Origin of the sequence: Halobacillus amylolyticus (assembly GCF_022921115.1) — a bacterium.
GTDB lineage: Bacteria > Bacillota > Bacilli > Bacillales > Halobacillaceae > Halobacillus_A > Halobacillus_A amylolyticus.
Window position 1 is genome coordinate 3,248,204 of sequence record NZ_CP095075.1, and the last position, 17,850, is coordinate 3,266,053.

At 42.6% G+C, this 17,850-nt stretch carries 18 protein-coding genes; 11 read left to right on the top strand and 7 right to left on the bottom strand.

Annotation, left to right across the window (positions count from 1 at the left end):
- Window positions 1-23: 23 nt before the first annotated feature.
- The 3 genes from ectB to MUO15_RS16635 form a co-directional block, all read right to left on the bottom strand.
- On the bottom strand, window positions 24-1,304 hold the full coding sequence (gene ectB / locus MUO15_RS16625) for a diaminobutyrate--2-oxoglutarate transaminase (RefSeq protein ID WP_245030986.1): 1,281 nt from the start codon (window positions 1,302-1,304) through the stop codon (window positions 24-26).
- Between the two features lie 30 nt (window positions 1,305-1,334).
- Window positions 1,335-1,877: a diaminobutyrate acetyltransferase gene (gene ectA / locus MUO15_RS16630; protein ID WP_245030988.1), complete on the bottom strand. Its 543-nt coding sequence runs from the start codon at window positions 1,875-1,877 to the stop codon at window positions 1,335-1,337.
- Window positions 1,878-2,445: 568 nt separating this feature from the next.
- Window positions 2,446-3,531: a mechanosensitive ion channel family protein gene (locus tag MUO15_RS16635; protein ID WP_245030990.1), complete on the bottom strand. Its 1,086-nt coding sequence runs from the start codon at window positions 3,529-3,531 to the stop codon at window positions 2,446-2,448.
- A 162-nt stretch (window positions 3,532-3,693) separates the two neighbouring features.
- Here MUO15_RS16635 and MUO15_RS16640 point away from each other — a divergent pair, with 162 nt between their 5' ends.
- From MUO15_RS16640 to MUO15_RS16650, 3 genes are all read left to right on the top strand, one after another.
- Window positions 3,694-4,629, top strand: coding sequence for an alpha/beta fold hydrolase (locus MUO15_RS16640; RefSeq protein ID WP_245030992.1), 936 nt, complete (start codon window positions 3,694-3,696; stop codon window positions 4,627-4,629).
- Window positions 4,556-5,341, top strand: a complete 786-nt coding sequence (locus tag MUO15_RS16645) for an alpha/beta hydrolase (RefSeq protein ID WP_245030994.1) — start codon at window positions 4,556-4,558, stop codon at window positions 5,339-5,341. The genes MUO15_RS16640 and MUO15_RS16645 overlap by 74 nt, the downstream gene beginning before the upstream one ends.
- A 172-nt stretch (window positions 5,342-5,513) precedes the next feature.
- On the top strand, window positions 5,514-6,413 hold the full coding sequence (locus tag MUO15_RS16650) for a hypothetical protein (protein WP_245030996.1): 900 nt from the start codon (window positions 5,514-5,516) through the stop codon (window positions 6,411-6,413).
- 291 nt (window positions 6,414-6,704) lie between these two features.
- Here MUO15_RS16650 and MUO15_RS16655 read toward each other — a convergent pair whose 3' ends face one another.
- Complete coding sequence (locus tag MUO15_RS16655; RefSeq protein ID WP_245030998.1) at window positions 6,705-7,115, bottom strand: GlcG/HbpS family heme-binding protein; 411 nt, start codon at window positions 7,113-7,115, stop codon at window positions 6,705-6,707.
- 96 nt (window positions 7,116-7,211) lie between these two features.
- Window positions 7,212-7,394, bottom strand: a complete 183-nt coding sequence (locus tag MUO15_RS16660) for a 2-hydroxymuconate tautomerase (RefSeq protein WP_245031000.1) — start codon at window positions 7,392-7,394, stop codon at window positions 7,212-7,214.
- Window positions 7,395-7,565: 171 nt separating this feature from the next.
- On the opposite strand from MUO15_RS16660, the gene MUO15_RS16665 reads away from it, so the two are divergent.
- Together MUO15_RS16665 and MUO15_RS16670 are read left to right on the top strand one after the other, a co-directional pair.
- Window positions 7,566-8,114 carry a YwhD family protein gene (locus MUO15_RS16665; RefSeq protein ID WP_245031002.1) on the top strand — a complete coding sequence of 183 codons (549 nt, stop codon included), beginning with the start codon at window positions 7,566-7,568 and terminating at the stop codon, window positions 8,112-8,114.
- 191 nt (window positions 8,115-8,305) lie between these two features.
- Window positions 8,306-8,647, top strand: a complete 342-nt coding sequence (locus MUO15_RS16670; protein WP_245031004.1) for a YolD-like family protein — start codon at window positions 8,306-8,308, stop codon at window positions 8,645-8,647.
- Window positions 8,648-8,876: 229 nt separating this feature from the next.
- Here the strand turns inward: MUO15_RS16670 and MUO15_RS16675 are convergent, their stop codons facing one another.
- A complete protein-coding gene (locus tag MUO15_RS16675; protein WP_245031005.1) occupies window positions 8,877-10,928 on the bottom strand; it encodes a transglycosylase domain-containing protein in 2,052 nt (683 codons plus the stop codon).
- Window positions 10,929-11,131: 203 nt separating this feature from the next.
- Here MUO15_RS16675 and speE point away from each other — a divergent pair, with 203 nt between their 5' ends.
- The 6 genes from speE to MUO15_RS16705 all read left to right on the top strand — a co-directional run bounded on the left by speE (window position 11,132) and on the right by MUO15_RS16705 (window position 16,561).
- Window positions 11,132-11,965, top strand: a complete 834-nt coding sequence (speE, locus tag MUO15_RS16680; protein WP_245031007.1) for a polyamine aminopropyltransferase — start codon at window positions 11,132-11,134, stop codon at window positions 11,963-11,965.
- Window positions 11,966-11,968: 3 nt separating this feature from the next.
- Window positions 11,969-12,841, top strand: coding sequence for an agmatinase (gene speB / locus MUO15_RS16685; RefSeq protein ID WP_245031013.1), 873 nt, complete (start codon window positions 11,969-11,971; stop codon window positions 12,839-12,841).
- A 620-nt stretch (window positions 12,842-13,461) separates the two neighbouring features.
- Window positions 13,462-13,908: a hypothetical protein gene (locus MUO15_RS16690; protein ID WP_245031015.1), complete on the top strand. Its 447-nt coding sequence runs from the start codon at window positions 13,462-13,464 to the stop codon at window positions 13,906-13,908.
- A gap of 78 nt (window positions 13,909-13,986) precedes the next feature.
- Complete coding sequence (locus MUO15_RS16695; RefSeq protein WP_245031017.1) at window positions 13,987-14,415, top strand: YwiB family protein; 429 nt, start codon at window positions 13,987-13,989, stop codon at window positions 14,413-14,415.
- Window positions 14,412-16,079 (top strand): arginine--tRNA ligase, encoded by a 1,668-nt coding sequence (gene argS / locus MUO15_RS16700; protein ID WP_245031019.1) that lies wholly within the window; start codon window positions 14,412-14,414, stop codon window positions 16,077-16,079. The genes MUO15_RS16695 and argS overlap by 4 nt, the downstream gene beginning before the upstream one ends.
- Before the next feature lie 302 nt (window positions 16,080-16,381).
- The gene (locus MUO15_RS16705) at window positions 16,382-16,561 is read left to right on the top strand and encodes a XapX domain-containing protein (protein ID WP_245031020.1); all 180 of its coding nucleotides are present in this window, start codon (window positions 16,382-16,384) and stop codon (window positions 16,559-16,561) included.
- Here MUO15_RS16705 and cls read toward each other — a convergent pair whose 3' ends face one another.
- Window positions 16,562-17,743 carry a cardiolipin synthase gene (cls, locus tag MUO15_RS16710; protein WP_245031022.1) on the bottom strand — a complete coding sequence of 394 codons (1,182 nt, stop codon included), beginning with the start codon at window positions 17,741-17,743 and terminating at the stop codon, window positions 16,562-16,564.
- Window positions 17,744-17,850 lie beyond the last annotated feature (107 nt).

The window sequence follows — 17,850 nt, forward strand, 5'->3', positions numbered from 1 at the left end:
ATATGTTTAATTGTATCGTGTAATTAAGATGTAACTAATTCTTTTTCTTTAGCAACAGCTTCAACGGCTGCTTCAATTTTCTTAAAGCCTTGTTCAAGTGCTTCCATCTCAATGTTGATCGGTGGGAACAGCTTGAATACTTCATCGTCTGCGCCAGCTGTTTCCATAATTAATCCTTGTTCAAATGCGAGCTCCGCGACTTTTTCAGAGAAACCTTCGATATCAGAAGAGATTCCTTGCATGATTCCACGGCCTTTACGATAGCCGTTCATTTCAGGGTATTTTTCAATCAAGCCGTCTAGGAATGTAGTGATCTTGTCGGCTCTTTTTTTAATCCCTTCTTCAAAGCTTGGATCTTCCCAATATCTAAGAGCTTCTGTTGCCGTAACGAAGGCCATGTTATTACCGCGGAACGTACCGTTATGTTCACCTGGAGCCCAAATGTCATGCTCTGGCTTAATCAATGTGATCGCAAACGGTAAGCCGTACCCGCCAATGGATTTAGACAGGCAAACAACATCAGGTTTAATACCAGCGGGTTCAAAGCTGAAGAACGTACCTGTTCGACCAACACCTGCTTGAACATCGTCAATGATTAGGAAAATGTCGAATCGGTTACAAATGGACTCAAGCTTCTTCAACCACTCAAAACGTGCTGTGTTTAAGCCGCCTTCGCCTTGTACCGTTTCAAGGATAACTGCAGCTGGAATTTCTACACCACTTCCGCCGTCTTCAAGATAGCGCTCGAAATAGTCAAGTGTATCGAGATTTTCATCGATGTAGTTGTCGTAAGGCATGGTAATAGCGTTATGAAGTGGAATACCTGCGCCTTTTCGTTTGAAAGAATTTCCGGTAACAGAAAGTGCACCAATGGTCATGCCGTGGAAACCATTTGTAAAGCTGACAACTTCCGTACGTTTTGTTACTTTACGAGCTAGTTTTAAAGCACTTTCTACAGTGTTCGTGCCTGTTGGTCCAGGGAACATCACCTTGTATTCAAGGTCACGAGGTTTTAGGATCACATCGTTTAGTTTGTTTAGAAAGTCTGCTTTCGCAGTAGAAGCCATATCTAAACTGTGAGTAATTCCATCATGGGTAATATATTCAATAAGCTTTTCTTTCATGTTTGGATCGTTATGGCCATAGTTCAAGGCACCAGCCCCACTAAAGAAATCTAGATATTCTTTGTTATCAACGTCCCACATCTTGTACCCTTTAGCTTTTGTAAAAATGGTTGGGAAGCTGCGGCAATAGGATCTTACCTCTGATTCCAATTCGTCAAAAACCTTTAGATCGTTATTCATATAGTGCAATCCTCCTTGAAATAGTCAGTTTTATTTATTTAATTCGGGAGATTTCTCTTTAGAAAATGGTCCAATTCGAAATGTCAATTCTTCTTCATGTTCGTCTCCAGGGAATAGCTTCTCCGGAAAGCACTCTGTAATTGTACAAGTTGTTTTGTTATCACGAGCTAATCGTTTAAACAAGGACTGTGAGGCATCATTCGATGGTGTCACTGTTGCTTCGAGGTAGCGCACCTCGCTGCCGTCCTGACGTTTAACAAGCTCATGTAAAATTTTAGAGGCTATGCCTTTTCCACGCTGGGAAGCATCGATTCCAATTTGCCAGACAAATATGACATCGCTTCTCTCAGGCGGAATAAAGGCAGTGACGAACCCAACCAATTTGTCGCCTTCCTTTGCAACGACACATGTTTCGGAAAAGAATTCACACATCATAATGTACTTGTAGGGTGAATTTTGATCGAGGGATGAGTTATTTACGAGGTCCCACATAGCTGAGCCGTCTTCAACAGTTGGTTTATCAAAAATTAGCTGTTCATTAGTACGAGTGATGGTTGCGGTTTCCTGATTCATGCAAGATCACCTTTTTCATACTGGAATGTTATTATGACAATGTCCTCCTTTAGAAGTTTTATAACTAATTTTTTAGGATCATTGAACAAACAAGACAGAAAGGTTCTGCAATCGCTTACGCTTAGCCATTTGGAAATTCTGCCGTTGTCAATATTTTTATAATAGTGTTCTGTCCAGATATAATCAAACCAGTTTTATAGGTAAAAAACGGCATTAATTGGTATGAATGGGGATGGCACACACTAAGTACCGCGATATTACAAATTGCTAGTGTATAGTTAAAAATACAGACGATTTTAAGAAATCTGATTTTTCTAGCGTGGTAAAAACCTTCCAAAACCCTATACAGATCAAGGGTTTAGATATAATGAGATATAACGAGTAAAAAAGAGAAAAATGAAGTAAAAAATTTGTAAAAGAAAGTAGAAAAGTTTGGAGGGTTGTTTTATTCTTTAAATGATCCCCACTTATCCGAAAAGAAGGGGCGATACAAACGTTTGGGGAAGCGTAGATAAAGAGGGAGCCTGCAGCAGTTTTCCATTGCTGCAGGCTTCCGCGAAGACCCGAATTATTTTCTTGTCTGTCTCAGCACTTCCTCATCGATACTTCTAACATGTAGATCTCTTTGCGGAAATGGAATCTCTATGTCATGTTCCAGCAGTTTATCATGAACTCGAAAGTTGAGGTCGCTTTTTGTTCTAATGACTTCTTCAGGGTTAGACAGCCAAACAAAAAGTTCAAAGTCAATGGACGATTCACCAAAACCCACAAAGTTCACAAATGCTGCAGGTTCAGCTAAAACAACTTCAGATGCTTGCTCGGCCTCTTCAGCCAATTCTTCAAGTAACTTTTTTACTAGGTGAACATCTGTACCGTAAGCGACACCAACAGGAATAGCAAGACGGATTCTAGGATCACTGTAGGAACGGTTTACGACTTGTTCCTCTAAAAAATATGAGTTTGGCATAATAATGTGTTCATTTTCAATGGTACGAATAACCGTTGCTCGCATGTTGATTTTTTCTACGTCTCCAATTACATCGTTAACGATGATGCGATCCCCAACCTTAATTGGGCGTTCAAACAGAATAATCAGCCCGGAAATAAAGTTTGAGGCAATATTCTGCATTCCAAAGCCAATCCCCACACCAACAACCCCAGCAAATACCGTTAACGCACTGAGGTCAATTCCGACAGTTGTTAAACTGACGATCACAGCAATAACCATAATCACGTAATGGAATACTCGCTCTAATGTAAAACGAATACCTCGGTCTAGACGGTACCGCTCATAGACGGCGGGCAGCAATAAATGATTCAGAATTTTCGACAGACGGTTGGCTAAAGAAATAATAAGGATGGCAATAACAATTAAAAATACAGAAATTCTTACCTCGCCTACGGTAAAAATGGCTTGAAATAACCATTTAGTTTTTGAAAAGTAAATCAATAGAAAAAGAAAGGCTCCGTTATAAGCGGCCCAATTGATAAATGAATTGAGTGCATGTTGGATGCGATTATTGTGTTTAATTGTTCGAACGATGACAAAATGCAGGATCCATTTTAATGCGAAGATGCCAAGTAAGGCGAAACAAACAAGTAAAGCATCTTGCCAGAAATACCATGTTATGATGTATTCCCAATTGTTTGACATAAAGATACTCCTCCAATAGATGATGGGGTCAGGATATATTATCTCATATCTCTAATTGAAGACAAATAAGGGATACTGGTTTGATAGCGAAAGCTTGTATGTTTGTAAAGGAGAAGAATTTTCACACCATTTACTTTCGTGAAAGGTAGGGGAGCAGTGACCATGAAAGAGTTTCAGAAAACGATAGAACAACATACATTTCACGTATATACAGAGGGCAGGGAACAATTGCCCGCTCTTGTCTGTCTTCATGGGGTGACGGCTGATTCGAAGACATTTACCGGGATGGTTGAGCACATGAAGAATCACTTTCATCTTATTTTATTGGATGGACCCGGCCATGGGAGGACCAGACCGCTTGTCCACGAAGAGGATTATGCGTTTTCATTCCTAGCGAAGCGGTTAGATCAAGTCATAATGCAGCTCACCAGTAAGCCATTTTTTATTATGGGACATTCTTGGGGTGCCGACCTGGCTCTTCATTATACAAAAGCCTTTCCGGAAAAAATAGAAGGTGTCATCTTGCTTGATGGTGGATATGTTTTCCCAGAGCACGTGCCAGGGTTAACGAAAGAGAAAGCCCTCTCCGCTTGGGGAGAGTACAGTCATACGAGTGTTTACTCATCCTGGGGAGAATTTGTTGATACTTATCAGGGATATACAACGAAAAAATGGGATGACACACTTGATCTAACAATTGCCTCAAACTTTAAGAAAGAAAAAGGAAAATATAGATTAGTAGCAGAATCCTTTTCCCTGTTATCAATGATTAAAGCTTTCTATCGGGAGCCTAGTTCAACTGCTTACACGGATATTAACTGTCCGACACTACTATTTCACGCTGCCTTACCATTAACCGATAAGTCTCGAAAGCAGGGTTTAAGACAGATTCAAGAAAGTATTCCAGACCTTAAGGTGATAGGAATCAAGAATACGAAACATAATGTCCATTGGGATGCACCTGAAAAAGTATCTCAAGAAATAAAATTGTGGATAGGAAATGACATCTTGGAGGTGGCCCATAATGCTGGAAAAATTCAAAATGTTTATACCACCTTTTGGCCAAGAACGAATGATTCGAATCTATTTACCAACTAAATACTATAAAGAGAATATAAGATTTCCTGTGTTATACATGCACGACGGTCAAAACGTATTTGAAGATCATGATGCGATTGGCGGAGTTTCCCTTGGACTTAAAGACTATCTCGATGACAAGGAACTTGATGTAATCGTTGTAGCCATTGATACTAGCCTAATAAAAGAGGATAGAGTGAACGAATATTGCCCATGGGCGGGGGGTGAGTTCAGTAAAGTGATCACGGGCAAGGATAGTGACTTAGGGGGCAAAGGGGGAGGGTACATAGAGTTTATTATCAATGAACTTAAACCTTTGATAGATCATAAGTATCGTACGCTTGAACATGATACTTCAATGGCAGGCATATCGTTAGGGGGCCTAATCACCACCTATGCGGCTTGCTGTTACCCTGATACTTTTTCTAAAGTTGGCGTGTTATCCTCCGCGTTTTGGCGTAATCAAGAAGAAATAGAAAAGCTGATTCATGTGTCGGATTTGTCAAAGGTTGACAGATTTTATCTAGACTGCGGGACGAGAGAAACGAGGGACGATTGGATAAATAGTAAATTTTTCGCCTGTAATCAATCAGTCTATGAAATGGTGAGCAAGAAAGTAGCGAAGACAAAGTTTGAGATAGTAGAAGGTGCTGAACACCATTATTCGTTTTTTCAACAGAGAGTTTCTGACGTTATAGCTTATTTGTTTCCCGGAAGCTCGAATGAAAGGTGAAAAGTCCTTCTCGTGTAATTAAAATCCAATTTATGGAGTAGGGTCGTTATATGTAAGATAGGTGGGGGTGTAAGAAACAATTTCTAAGTTACCTCCCCTATTCAATTGGAAGTAAGTTTAGTGAACCTACAAAAAGCTGAGGTATTCAGAGAAAGGATGAAGACTAATAAATTTGGCAAAAGCGTTCTATCTTAATGGGAAGAGCGTCTTTTTTACAGAAAAAACAGAAGGGATTATTAGAAAGGGAATAGAAATGGTAAAAGATGAACTACATCTAATTGGAGGAATTTTTTTAATGAGATATGCCGTTTCAGTTACAGATACCACATTTGTAAAAGAGATAGAAGAGAGTGGAATCAGCCTAAATGAGCAGTTGGCCGATTTTGCTAAGTCATTAGCAGAAATTACGAGCTTTGAAAAACCAAGAGGAATTGTTTTCCATGATCTCAAATCAGCAACAGAACTTTATTCAGAGATCCCGCTACCCGCCTATACTTCTAGAGACTTGATCCATATCAATCCATTAACTGAAGTTTGGAAAGACATTTTTTTGGAATCAGCCAGGGGAAAGAGCGTCACAAAAGCGGAATTGTATTACTCATCACTTGAGGACGTTGATGTTGCTATCATTGCTGCCCATGAGCTTACCCATCATGCTGACTTCTTTCGTGATGATTTTGAAGGTGATGAGGAGAATATGTGGTTTGAGGAAGGCATGTGCGATTACATTGCGAGAAAGTTCATGCTATCGGAAGAAAAGTTTGATGAAGTTTCAGAAGTGGAAAATCTTTTGATTGAGGCCTACAAAGAGGATTACGGTGAATATACACTTGACCAATTTGGAAAGTCAGGATATAGGCAAGGGAATAGTTCGGGTTATTCTGCTGACTTTTACGATTATTGGCGCAGTACGAAAACAGTGCGTACGCTTGTGGAGAAATATTTTGACGGGAGTGTTGGGGGGCTTATTGATTGTTATGAAAAGTGGGATGAAAAGGTCCCTCTCCATTTGTATTTTGTTAATCGTTTGGAACTGTCGGAAGAAGAGTCTAAGAGGTTGTGGTTTAGATAGAAATAGTTTTTCAGAAGGGGAAACCGGTCTAATATCACCATGATGAACATGCTTTGACTTTTATGAGTGGGCAGTGGAATGTTAACAAGGAGTTGGTCTAAGAGGATATAGACTGTAACTTCCCTTTACCAGCCCAAGGAGAGGTGTTGATAGTGACAAAAGCAGGAGCGGATTTTTATCGGAGCATCGCGCTTGTTTCCTTTTAGGAAGTCGGCAGATCAGCAGACGTAAAGAAAGCCCACTTGGTATGATCAGTAATCGCATACCTAAGCAGGCTGGGGATGTTTTATTTTAAAGCGTTTCGAATGCTTTAACAGCAGCTTCCGCAACCTGCACATCATGTTCTACTTTACTGCCGCTGACACCGACAGATCCGACTACTTTTCCTTCTTTAACGAGCGGGATTCCGCCGCCAAACACTACAATACGACCGTTATTGGTTGTGTTCAGTCCATAAAGTTCTGCTTTTGGTACGGTTGCATCTGCTAGATCAGATGTAGGCATCTTAAGGGCAACAGACGTCCATGCTTTATTTTGGGCAATGTCAACGCTTGCAAGCCAAGCATCGTCCATACGATGAACAGCAGTGAGGTTGCCTCCTTCATCATAGATCGATATAACCATCGCCACACCAAGGTTTTTCGCCTCTGTTTCTGCACTTTCAATCAGTTTCTTTGCCTTTTCCAATGTTAATTGACTCATGTTTGCATTCCCCACTTTCTGAAATTTAATTTACATAGACTACCTTCCACTTGTTATAATTTTAAAACATATCGTTAGGCTTTATTTTTCACAATATCAATCTGCTAATCGTTTTCCTGCCACGCCATAGTTCTGCTTGGACATTTCCTCTATAACAACAGTGACCGCTTCTTTGCGGGCACCTGTGGTATCTGTCACAGCGTCAGTTACTTTTTCAACCAAAGCCTGTTTCTGGTCGTCGCTTCGTCCTTCGAGCATTTGTACTGTAATAATCGGCATGCTGTTCTCTCCTTTAATGCGTTAATTGGGTTACTACACCTTCTTCTGCAAAAAACGTCAAATTCCTGCTTGCTTTTAATAGAATTTTTAGAGTTCTCTGTTGTGAAAAGTAGCATGCGATTATGTTAAAGTAGAAGCAACAGTTAGTCTAGAAGGAGGATGTCGTTTAGCATGAAGGAATTTGATCAATTTAAAAATAAAGATGAAGGCGAAAATAGTGATAAGAAGAAAAATCAATTTACGATCATAAAAGACGATTCAACTGATGGACATGGCGGATATGGGGTTGGGTCCATCAGTCTTGAGAATATGACACCTGTCATCGTCGATCCTAATGAAGAAGAGGCGTTCGTTGATATGGGGGCACTCCATGCACGAAGCAAGGTCGAGAAGCGGGTTCGTTTTAAGCCTGATCGTTTTGAGGTGCCAAATGGCAAGCTGTATTGGATTGCCTGGGTGACTGTCGCTCATCGTGAAGGTCTTCCTTGCTATTATGGGGTGGCTGGAAGTGAACTAGTCGTTGATCGTGAAATTCGCCGGGGTTATAAATCGATGCCGGAGCATGTTAATCAGATGGACAAATCATTGAAAGGACGCTTTGTTGTCGAGCATATGGATGAGAAGTCGAAGCGGATCCTTGGTGAATATTTACGTGATTTCAAACCAGAACTTTGGGAAAATACTGGTCAAGAATTGAAAGACTCACTTGGAGTACAATAACTGAGCTGCTGTGCCTTCTCTTTTTCAAAAAGAGGAGGCGCTTTTTTGTGTAAATATGCAATTAACCTTCTGTTTCGTGCAATCCCCTCCACAAGGCCTGATTGAACTTTTTCTGGGAGAAAATACAAGTATACGTGAGGTGTTATTGTGATAGAATGAGAACAAGTGTTCTTGATAAAGGAGGGGTTACTATGGATCATCGCAATCATGACCGTGGGACAATCAAATGGACATCATTGATGCTGCCGGAGCATGTGGAATTGATCAAAAAGCAATGGAAGGAGGATCAACGAGTCGAGAAAGGGATCATCGATGAGCAAAAGGCGGTGGAGATTGACTTTATTTTGCAGAGAGCGCTCCATGACGATTTAACGGTTAATGTCAAAGTCCATAATGGGTTTGATTATGAAAATATTCGTATGAAAATTACTTACATGAACAAGTTTGAACGTAAGGTCTTTGGCAAGGAGGAAGAGTCGAAGGAAACAACAAGTTGCAGGCTTGATGACATTGGTGATATTACCATCGTGTAGCCTTTATAAAAAGTTCACAAAATGTTCACTTAAAATAAGTGGCTTTTTAGAAGACGAATCTTGACGAACAAGCTATCTGGATAATATATTAATTAACACATGGGTTATACATGTATTTACTAGGACAAAGAAAGCGACCGGCTAGTCACCGGTCGCTTTCTTTGTCTTTTTATACATTTACTTCCACCTCAGGTCATCCAGAAAATTGGATGACCTGAGGTGGAATATATTAGGAGAACCAGTCGACGATGCCATCGAGCCAGGAGTCATCTTTGAGTTCTTCGTTGATTTCTTCCTCATCGCTTTTTTCGTTTTGTTCACATGTTTCGGTTGGAATGTTCTCCTCATCCATGTAAACGAGCCGTTCCTTTGGACAGCCTGGACCGGATAGTTTGCCCGTTTTAGGATTAATGTACACACCCTTAACTCCAGGTGTCGGGGTAAAGGCTGCGGCGGGCAGCGGTTGATGGATCGTTTCCATCGTGTCGGCCCACAAATGTTTGGCATATTGATGATCTTTTGTTTTTGTAATCGCACGGTTGTCGTCATAGCCTGTCCAAACCCCCATGATATACTGCGGGCTGAAGCCGATCATCCAGCTGTCAGAATCTGTTGTTCCTGACTTACCGCCATACATACGGGTCAATTGGTCAGCAATACTCGCCCCTGTCACACTCATGTAACCATTAAGTGCTGTATCGAACATACCTGTCATCATATGGGTGACGGTAAAAGCAACATTGGGATCGATGTTTCTTTCGGTATCTGTATCGGGTTCATACTTGTACAACACGTTATCATGGCGATCGGTGATCTTTGTGATTGTGTGACCGCGGACAGCTTCAGATCCACTCACCATCCTCATATAGCCATCGACCATTTCATAAAGTGAAATTGAAGCAGTGCCAAGGGCCAAAGAAGGTACGGCAGGCAGCTCACCAGAGATCCCAAACGTACGCAATGTATCAACAAAATTCTCTGGGCCGATATCGACATTCGTTGTTACAGCGTAAATGTTGTCAGATAAAGCTAAAGCTTGAGCCATCGTAATTTTTCGGTTGGCATAGTAATTGTTATAGTTACTTGGTGAATAGACTTTGCCGTTTTTCAGCTCAAACGTTGTCGGTTTACTCGCAACCATCGTCAGCGGTGTGTAGTCACGCAAAAGGGCAGCATAGTAGAGGAATGGTTTAATAGTAGAGCCAACCATTCTTTGTGCATCTGTTGCCCTGTTATAGGCGCTCTCGGAATAATTTTTTCCACCAGCTAGAGCTGTGACCGCACCTGTCTGACTGTCCATAATGACACTCGCTGTTTGAATTTCAGAGCCATTGGCAATGGTTTGATCAATCGACTGCTCAAGCTCCTTTTGGTGATTTTTATTTAAAGTTGTATAAATGTGGTACCCGCCTGTTTTAATGGCATCCACATCTGTTTCAAGTAATCTAGCTGCTTCCTCGGTTACTTTATCCTGGAAGTAAGGAGCCACAGCTTTCGTTGCTTCGCCGGAATGATCATAATAATCGAGGGACACCTTTAACGCTTGTTGCTCTTTATTAGGTGAAATATAGCCAAGCTCCTCCATACGGGAAAGAATTTGTTCCTGGCGTGAGTTAGCATTTTCGGCATTGTTAAGAGGGGAATAGTAGCTCGGCCCCTTTGGAATGCCGGCAAGCATTGACGCCTCAGCAAGCGTTAGCTCTTTTGCATGCTTGTCAAAATAATATCGGCTGGCCGCTTCAATTCCGTAAGCGCCATGTCCGTAATAAATCGTGTTCAAATACCCCTCAAGGATCTCATCCTTTTCATAGAAAATTTCTAAACGCATCGCATAGAAAGCTTCCTTAATTTTTCGTGTCCACGTTTTTTCATGAGATAAGTAGAGGTTACGTGCATATTGCTGGGTAATCGTACTCGCCCCTTCAACCATTTTCATAGCCTTTAAGTCTGTCAAAGCAGCAGACGCAATTCGTCTAAAGTCAAAGCCAAAGTGGTCGTAGAAGCGGTGATCCTCAATGGCGAGTGTTGCATGGACGATCTCTTCAGGCATTTCCTTTTTACTAATCCAATAACGCTCCTGCGCCCCGTGGGTTTCGTCAATCACTTTCCCTTCCGAGCCATAGTAGATGGAATTCTGCTCGGTGTGAAGAGAAGGGGGTCCCAGACCAACGGCATAAATAAACACAGCAACAAACGCAATGAGGCCAAGGACTCCGCAAGTGACTGCGGTTTTCATTGTTCTCCGTATCCATTTCCATTTAAAACGAATAAATAATAGCATTTTTACTTCTCCTGCCTGTAAAGAAATAATAAATATTGCTATTATTATGGGAGAATGGTGGACAAATTAAACATTCCCTTGCTTTTTCTAACGTTTAATCTATAATTTGATTGGTTACAAATGTATGTTTAAGAGGCTGCCGCTCATGATTTGGTGACTTTTTGAACAACGTCTTACATGAGTGTTGAAAGGAGAACATCAATATGGCTACATGGTTTACCGAAAAACAAACGGAGAACTTTGGCATTACCGCAAAAGTGAACCGTTCATTGCATAAAGAGCAAACGGATTTTCAAGAATTAGAGATGCTCGAGACCGAAGAGTGGGGGCGGATGCTGCTGCTTGACGATATGGTGATGACGACAGAGAAGGATGAATTCGTTTACCACGAAATGATGGCACACGTACCGTTGTTCACACACCCGAGTCCAAAGAAAGTACTCGTCGTTGGCGGTGGTGACGGCGGCGTGATTCGTGAAGTCTTGAAGCATGAAAGTGTCGAGCAGGCCACCCTGGCTGAAATCGATGGCAAGGTCATCGAGTATTCGAAAAAATACTTACCGAGTATTGCAGGTGCCTTAGAGGATAAGCGTGTCGACGTGCAAGTTAGCGACGGCTTCATGCATATCGCGAAAAGCGAGCGGGAGTATGATGTGATTATGGTCGATTCGACTGAGCCTGTAGGTCCAGCTGTTACCCTTTTCACAAAAGGATTTTACGAAGGAATTGCGAACGCCTTGAAAGAGGATGGCATTCTGGTCGCTCAAACAGACAATCCGTGGTTTAAAGCGGATCTGATTCGCCAAGTGTACGGTGATGTAAAAGAGACCTTCCCAATTACCCGCGTCTACACGGCGAATATCCCGACATATCCGAGCGGGCTGTGGACGTTTACAATGGGGAGCAAGATTTACGATCCGCTCCAAGTGCCAGACGAGCGTTTTCAGGAAATCGACACGAAATACTACACGAAAGAGCTTCACAATGCCTGCTTCGCCCTGCCCAAATTCGTCAAAGATGTAACCGAGGGGGATTAACCTATGCGATTTGACCCGGCCTATTCAGGAAAAGTATTTATCATGAGCCGCCCGAATGAAGAGGAAGCGGAGGCTGTGATCTATGGCATGCCGATGGACTGGACGGCAAGCTTCCGCCCAGGTTCCCGTTTCGGTCCAAACCGGATTCGTGAAGCTTCAATCGGACTTGAAGAGTATAGCCCTTACCTGAATCGTCATTTAGAAGAAGTCAATTATTACGACGCCGGCGACATGCTGCTTCCGTTTGGCAATGCCGAGCGCAGTCTTGAGATTATTGAGGGCTATATCGACGGGCTTTTGGAAAAAGGGAAGTTTCCGCTCGGACTCGGTGGAGAGCATCTCGTCAGCTGGCCGGTCTTTAAAGCGTTTCATAAAACGCAGCCGAACCTGGCTATTATCCATATCGATGCCCATGCCGACCTTAGGGAGGAGTACGAGGGAGAAATTCTCTCCCATTCCACTCCGGTCCGAAAAGCATGTGAGCTGATCGGGCCTGAGAACGTCTACTCCTTTGGGATCCGCTCCGGCATGCGTGAGGAATTCCAGTACGCTGAGGAGAGCGGCATGCACATGTCGAAGTTTGACGTCCTCGAACCATTGAAACAGATTTTGCCTGAATTGGCCGGCCGCCCCGTCTATGTCACGATCGACATCGATGTTCTCGATCCAGCCTACGCCCCAGGCACAGGCACAGCAGAAGCAGGCGGCATTTCGTCAAAAGAATTGCTCGCCGCCATCCATAAGATTGCTGCTTCTGATGTAAAAGTAGTGGGTGCCGATTTAGTTGAGGTTGCTCCAGCTTACGACCAAACAGAGCAAACGGCGATCGCAGCCAGTAAATTTGTGCGCGAAATGCTTTTAGGGTTTGTTAAATAAATGATAAAATGGGTCCGTTGCTAGACGCAGCGGATCTTTGTTTTTAGAGGTTGTTCAAAAAGTCACCAAATGATAAGAGACGAATCTCTTCGTTGGCTTGCTTTTGAAGAGCGTGTGCCCTGCCGTCTACGAGCCTATTCAAAGAAGTAAATTCCCCGGGACAAGGCAGCGAAGAAGGATATTCTCTGAAGTGGCTTCGCTACTTACGTATTATTAGGCAGCAGTGGAACTTCTATTAAAACCGTGCACGGTCCTGTGCTGTGCACAACCTAGAAGTCAGCACGTCCTGTGCAAGTCCGTTCCTTGGAAAAGAAGGACACTTTTCCTTCGTGCGAAGCCAATTCGGGGGAGATTTCCTTGGTGATCAAAGCTTCGCCGCCACGACCTTCTTTCTTCTAAATTGGCAACTTTTTGAATACTCACTTTTATGCAAATATGCAATTATTGATGATTTCATGCAATTATCGTGCTGTTTCGCGCAATTAAGTCTGGAAATGTGCAATTATCTGAAATTATGTGCAATTAGCCGTAAATTCGTGCAATTGTGCTGATCACTATCGTATAAAAAGGCAGCCGAATGGATGACTTTCTGACTCACCCAAATAAGGAGTTTTACGACTATGAACAAAAAACTAATCAGCGTAACTGCAGTGTACGCCCTCATTATGGCTGCCCTGCTTATTTTGACCTTCAATTTCGATTGGAACCCGTCTGGGTATAGCTACGAAGTGAACGGTTCCACACTGACCGTACAAGAAGGACTCGGCCATTCAGAGGTAACAACTGTTGAAATTAGTGAGCACATGTCGAACGTGCTGCTTTTTCAAGTAGCCATTAGTGATGTGAAGACTCACTGGCACACGGATATCATTATGCTAGCCCTGTTTTTCCCGCTGATTTTATTTGCTATTTTCAAAGACAAGCGGCCATTTAAAAAGGTGCTCTCCTATAAATGGTTCCTCGGGATTGTCTGCGCGGTTATTCTCATTTATACCGCAGCAACCGTGCCTAATTACTTTTCACAAATTCAAAAGGTTGAAGAGAACGTACAAAAGTTGTCAGATTAACTTGAGTTTTTGCTGCTGAGTTCTTATAATAGATAAGTTAAGGATGGACGCAGGATCTGATGGATGGAGGAGTATGAAATGACAGACGTGAAGCTTAAGCTCATAACGGAAATCAGAGATGCGGATCGTAAAGAAGAGATGACGCTGTCTGAGCCTGGGAAATTTTATACGCGTGATGAAACGGAGGTCCTCACGTTTACAGAGCATCCTGAAGAAGGGGAGTCTGTAAAAACGATGGTGACAATTAAGCCGGATCATATTAGTATTAAACGAACAGGTGCGGTAGAGATGCGGCAAGTTTTTCAAAGGAAAAAAGAGACGGAAAATATTTATCGCCATACCTATGGTGATTTTCATATGAGGACATGGACAGACCAAATTGAGTATCGTTCGCTGACAGAAGCTTCTCAAGGTCGTCTGTTTATTAGTTATCAGATGACAGTAAACGATGATGTCACACAACGTCATCGATTGACGCTTATTTTTGAGGAGGAAAGGGAATCATGAACATTGTCGAACAGACGGAACAGAAGTTGAAGGATGAAATTGTCCAAGCTGTGAAACAGGCAGGCCTGGCCACAGATGAGGAAATGCCGATCGTCGTTCTTGAACAGCCGAAGGATAAATCACACGGAGATTATGCCACGAATATGGCGATGCAATTAGCCCGGATTGCGAAAAAGAACCCGCGCCAAATTGCAACGGAGCTTGTCGAACAGTTTGATCGTTCCAAAGCTTCGATTGAAAAAATTGAAATCGCCGGACCAGGGTTTATTAATTTTTACATGGACAATCAATATCTCTCAGATCTTGTGCCGTCCATCATTGAGGCTGGCGAAAATTATGGACGAACGGATAGCGGACAAGGCCATAAAATCCAAGTTGAGTTCGTTTCAGCGAACCCAACTGGTACGTTGCATCTAGGCCATGCACGTGGAGCCGCTGTTGGTGATTCGTTGAGCAATGTCCTTGATGCAGCTGGTTATCAAGTATCGCGTGAATATTATATTAATGATGCCGGAAACCAAATGGCGAATCTGGCCTTGTCTGTCGAGGCACGCTACATGCAGGCACTCGACAAAGATTGGGACATGCCTGAAGATGGCTACCATGGTAAGGACATCATCGAGCTTGGCAAAAAGTTGGTCGAAGAAGACGGCACGAGATGGGTGGATGCCTCTGAAGAAGAGCGCCTGGCCTTTTTCCGTAAATATGGGCTGACTTACGAGTTGAACAAAATTAGGACAGACTTAGAAGAGTTTCGTGTTCCTTTTGACGAATGGTTCTCAGAGACGTCTCTTTATGAAGGCGACAAAATTGACAACGCGTTAAATGTGCTGAAAGAAAAGAATTATGTCTATGAAAAAGATGCTGCCACGTGGTTTCAGACGACAGCTTTCGATGATGATAAAGATCGAGTGCTCATTAAAAATGATGGCACATACACCTACTTAACCCCGGACATCGCTTACCACAAAAATAAGCTCGACCGCGGCTTCGATACACTGATTAACATTTGGGGAGCCGACCATCATGGCTACATTCCACGGATGAGAGCGGCGATTCAAGCCCTTGGCTATCAAAAAGATACGCTTGAAGTGGAAATCATTCAAATGGTCAACCTGTTCCAGGACGGGGAAAAAGTAAAGATGAGTAAGCGGACAGGCAAAGCCGTTACACTAAGAGAGCTGATGGAAGAGGTCGGAATCGACGCGATGCGCTATTTCTTCTCGATGCGCTCAAGTGATTCCCATCTTGATTTCGATATGGATCTCGCCCGTTCAGAATCCAATGAGAACCCGGTTTATTACGTTCAATATGCTCATGCGCGTATTTGCACGATGCTTCGCCAGGCTGAAGGAAAGGGACTTGCAGGTGGAGAATTCGATGGCAGCTTCTTAACATCGGAAAAAGAAGAAGATCTTCTGAAGCGCCTCGGTGAATTCCCGCAAATCGTTGCCGATGCCGCCGAAAAGCGCACACCGCACCGTGTGACACAGTATGCCTTTGAGTTAGCATCGAATCTGCATAGCTTCTACAATGCAGAAAAAGTGCTTGACGAAGCACATCCGCAACGTACGGCTGCAAGAATTGCGCTCATGAAGGCCGTCCGTACCACCTTGCAGAATGCACTACGCTTGATCGGCGTTTCTGCACCGGAACAAATGTAGCTGCATAACCTAATCAAAGAGTGTCCTTGCTGTTTTGGCGGGGGCATTCTTTTTTTCAAAAGAAAAGGCCTATCGAATTCGCGATGAATCGAGTTTAGTCAGAATCTTTTCCGGTTTGGACAAAATCTTTCTGAGTTTAGTTAGAATCTTTCTCAAATCAGGGAGAAACTTTCTGAATTTGGAAAGAATCTTTACATATTTGGGTAGAATCGCGTTGTATTTGGTCAGAATCACACGAGTCGAAAGGATAGCTCTTCATGAACGGAGAAAGATAGTAATAAGAGTAAGAGGAGGAGTAGACAATGAAGGAAGTCATTTTAGCTTTACTAACAGGTTTTATCGTAGGAATTATTTTTGCTGCGTTTAAATTGCCGATCCCGGCTCCTCCAGCGTTAGCCGGAGTTGCGGGAATCGTTGGCATTTATTTGGGGTTTAAATTCTTTGCCTGGGTGGGGCCGATGGTGATGACGATTTTTAAATAGTTAGAGAAGCGGCCGTAGCAGCTTAGCTATTTGAACGTTAATTTTTGTTGCGAGGGAGCGTTGAGCCAGCCATTCTTCATTAAAGGGGATGGAATTCTGAACGTCATCCATATACCCCTTTCGTAGATCATTAATAAATGACTCGTCATAGACAAAGGTATTGACTTCTTTATTCAAAAACAGGCTGCGCCGGTCGAAATTGGCTGTTCCGATATCGGCCAGGCTTTGGTCCACAATGAGTGTTTTTGCATGATAGAAACCGTTATCGTACAAGTGAATGTGTGCGCCAAAGCGATACAGCTGTTCTAAATAGGGAATGGCAGCTTCTTTTACAAAGGGATGATCAGCTTTAAGCGGTACCATGATGCGAAGGGTAATTCCTCTTTCAAGCGACTGCTTAAGGGCATCCATCAATTTCCTTGTAGGGATGAAATAAGGAGTACCAATTAAGATTTCCTGCTGAGCTCGTTCAATCATTTGCAAAAATTCATGCTCAAGTTTAACGCCGTCTGTCGCCATCACTTTGACCGGATGCTTGGCTTCGGCGTGATGGACTGAGGGAGCATGTTTTTCGCCTGTTGCTCCATACCAGTCATCAAGAAAAACGTGATGAAGCTCTTTGACTACAGGACCAGTTAAGCGCAGGTGATAATCACGCCAATCGCCGAATTTAGGGTTCTCGCCTAAATAGTTGCGGCCGATATTAAATCCGCCAACATAAGCAATTTTTCCATCAATGACTGTGATCTTTCGATGATTGCGCCGATTTAATTTATAAAAAAAGTACGGGAAACCAGGAACGGCAGAAAATTGAAATTGTACTCCAGCGTCTTTCAAGTCGCTGCGAATCGACTTAGACATCTGGTAGCCTCCCAATCGATCCGTGAGTAAGCGGACTGGCACCCCTTCACGTGCTTTATTCTTCAACACTTGGAGAAAATCACGTCCTGCTTGATCGCTGCTAATTAAATAGAAGAATATATCCACTTGCACTTGTGCTTCCGATATTTCTTGAAAAAGGTCCTCAAATAAAGGTGCTCCATTTTTATATAACCGATAATCCCCGGTTGTTTCGGCAAAGGGAAGAATGCGAGCATTATTTTGATGGCTTTTCTTTCCTAATTTAAAATCTAAAATAATAAGAAGTAGGATGAGTAGGCAGATTAAGATCATAGTAAACATTTAGTAGTGTCTCCTTTCCCATTAGGTAGCTTTCCCTAATATTGCTGATTTGAACAGGAAATATGTAAAATGTATTGACTGAATGCTCATTCATAATTATAGTTAAT

Bases quoted from the DNA above. Each gene is read 5' to 3' on its own strand.
- ectB (WP_245030986.1), bottom strand. From the start codon at position 1,304: ATGAATAACGATCTAAAGGTTTTTGACGAATTGGAATCAGAGGTAAGA.
- ectA (WP_245030988.1), bottom strand. From the start codon at position 1,877: ATGAATCAGGAAACCGCAACCATCACTCGTACTAATGAACAGCTAATT.
- MUO15_RS16635 (WP_245030990.1), bottom strand. From the start codon at position 3,531: ATGTCAAACAATTGGGAATACATCATAACATGGTATTTCTGGCAAGAT.
- MUO15_RS16640 (WP_245030992.1), top strand. From the start codon at position 3,694: ATGAAAGAGTTTCAGAAAACGATAGAACAACATACATTTCACGTATAT.
- MUO15_RS16645 (WP_245030994.1), top strand. From the start codon at position 4,556: ATGCTGGAAAAATTCAAAATGTTTATACCACCTTTTGGCCAAGAACGA.
- MUO15_RS16655 (WP_245030998.1), bottom strand. From the start codon at position 7,115: ATGAGTCAATTAACATTGGAAAAGGCAAAGAAACTGATTGAAAGTGCA.
- MUO15_RS16660 (WP_245031000.1), bottom strand. From the start codon at position 7,394: ATGCCGATTATTACAGTACAAATGCTCGAAGGACGAAGCGACGACCAG.
- MUO15_RS16665 (WP_245031002.1), top strand. From the start codon at position 7,566: ATGAAGGAATTTGATCAATTTAAAAATAAAGATGAAGGCGAAAATAGT.
- MUO15_RS16670 (WP_245031004.1), top strand. From the start codon at position 8,306: ATGGATCATCGCAATCATGACCGTGGGACAATCAAATGGACATCATTG.
- MUO15_RS16675 (WP_245031005.1), bottom strand. From the start codon at position 10,928: ATGCTATTATTTATTCGTTTTAAATGGAAATGGATACGGAGAACAATG.
- speE (WP_245031007.1), top strand. From the start codon at position 11,132: ATGGCTACATGGTTTACCGAAAAACAAACGGAGAACTTTGGCATTACC.
- speB (WP_245031013.1), top strand. From the start codon at position 11,969: ATGCGATTTGACCCGGCCTATTCAGGAAAAGTATTTATCATGAGCCGC.
- MUO15_RS16690 (WP_245031015.1), top strand. From the start codon at position 13,462: ATGAACAAAAAACTAATCAGCGTAACTGCAGTGTACGCCCTCATTATG.
- MUO15_RS16695 (WP_245031017.1), top strand. From the start codon at position 13,987: ATGACAGACGTGAAGCTTAAGCTCATAACGGAAATCAGAGATGCGGAT.
- argS (WP_245031019.1), top strand. From the start codon at position 14,412: ATGAACATTGTCGAACAGACGGAACAGAAGTTGAAGGATGAAATTGTC.
- MUO15_RS16705 (WP_245031020.1), top strand. From the start codon at position 16,382: ATGAAGGAAGTCATTTTAGCTTTACTAACAGGTTTTATCGTAGGAATT.
- cls (WP_245031022.1), bottom strand. From the start codon at position 17,743: ATGTTTACTATGATCTTAATCTGCCTACTCATCCTACTTCTTATTATT.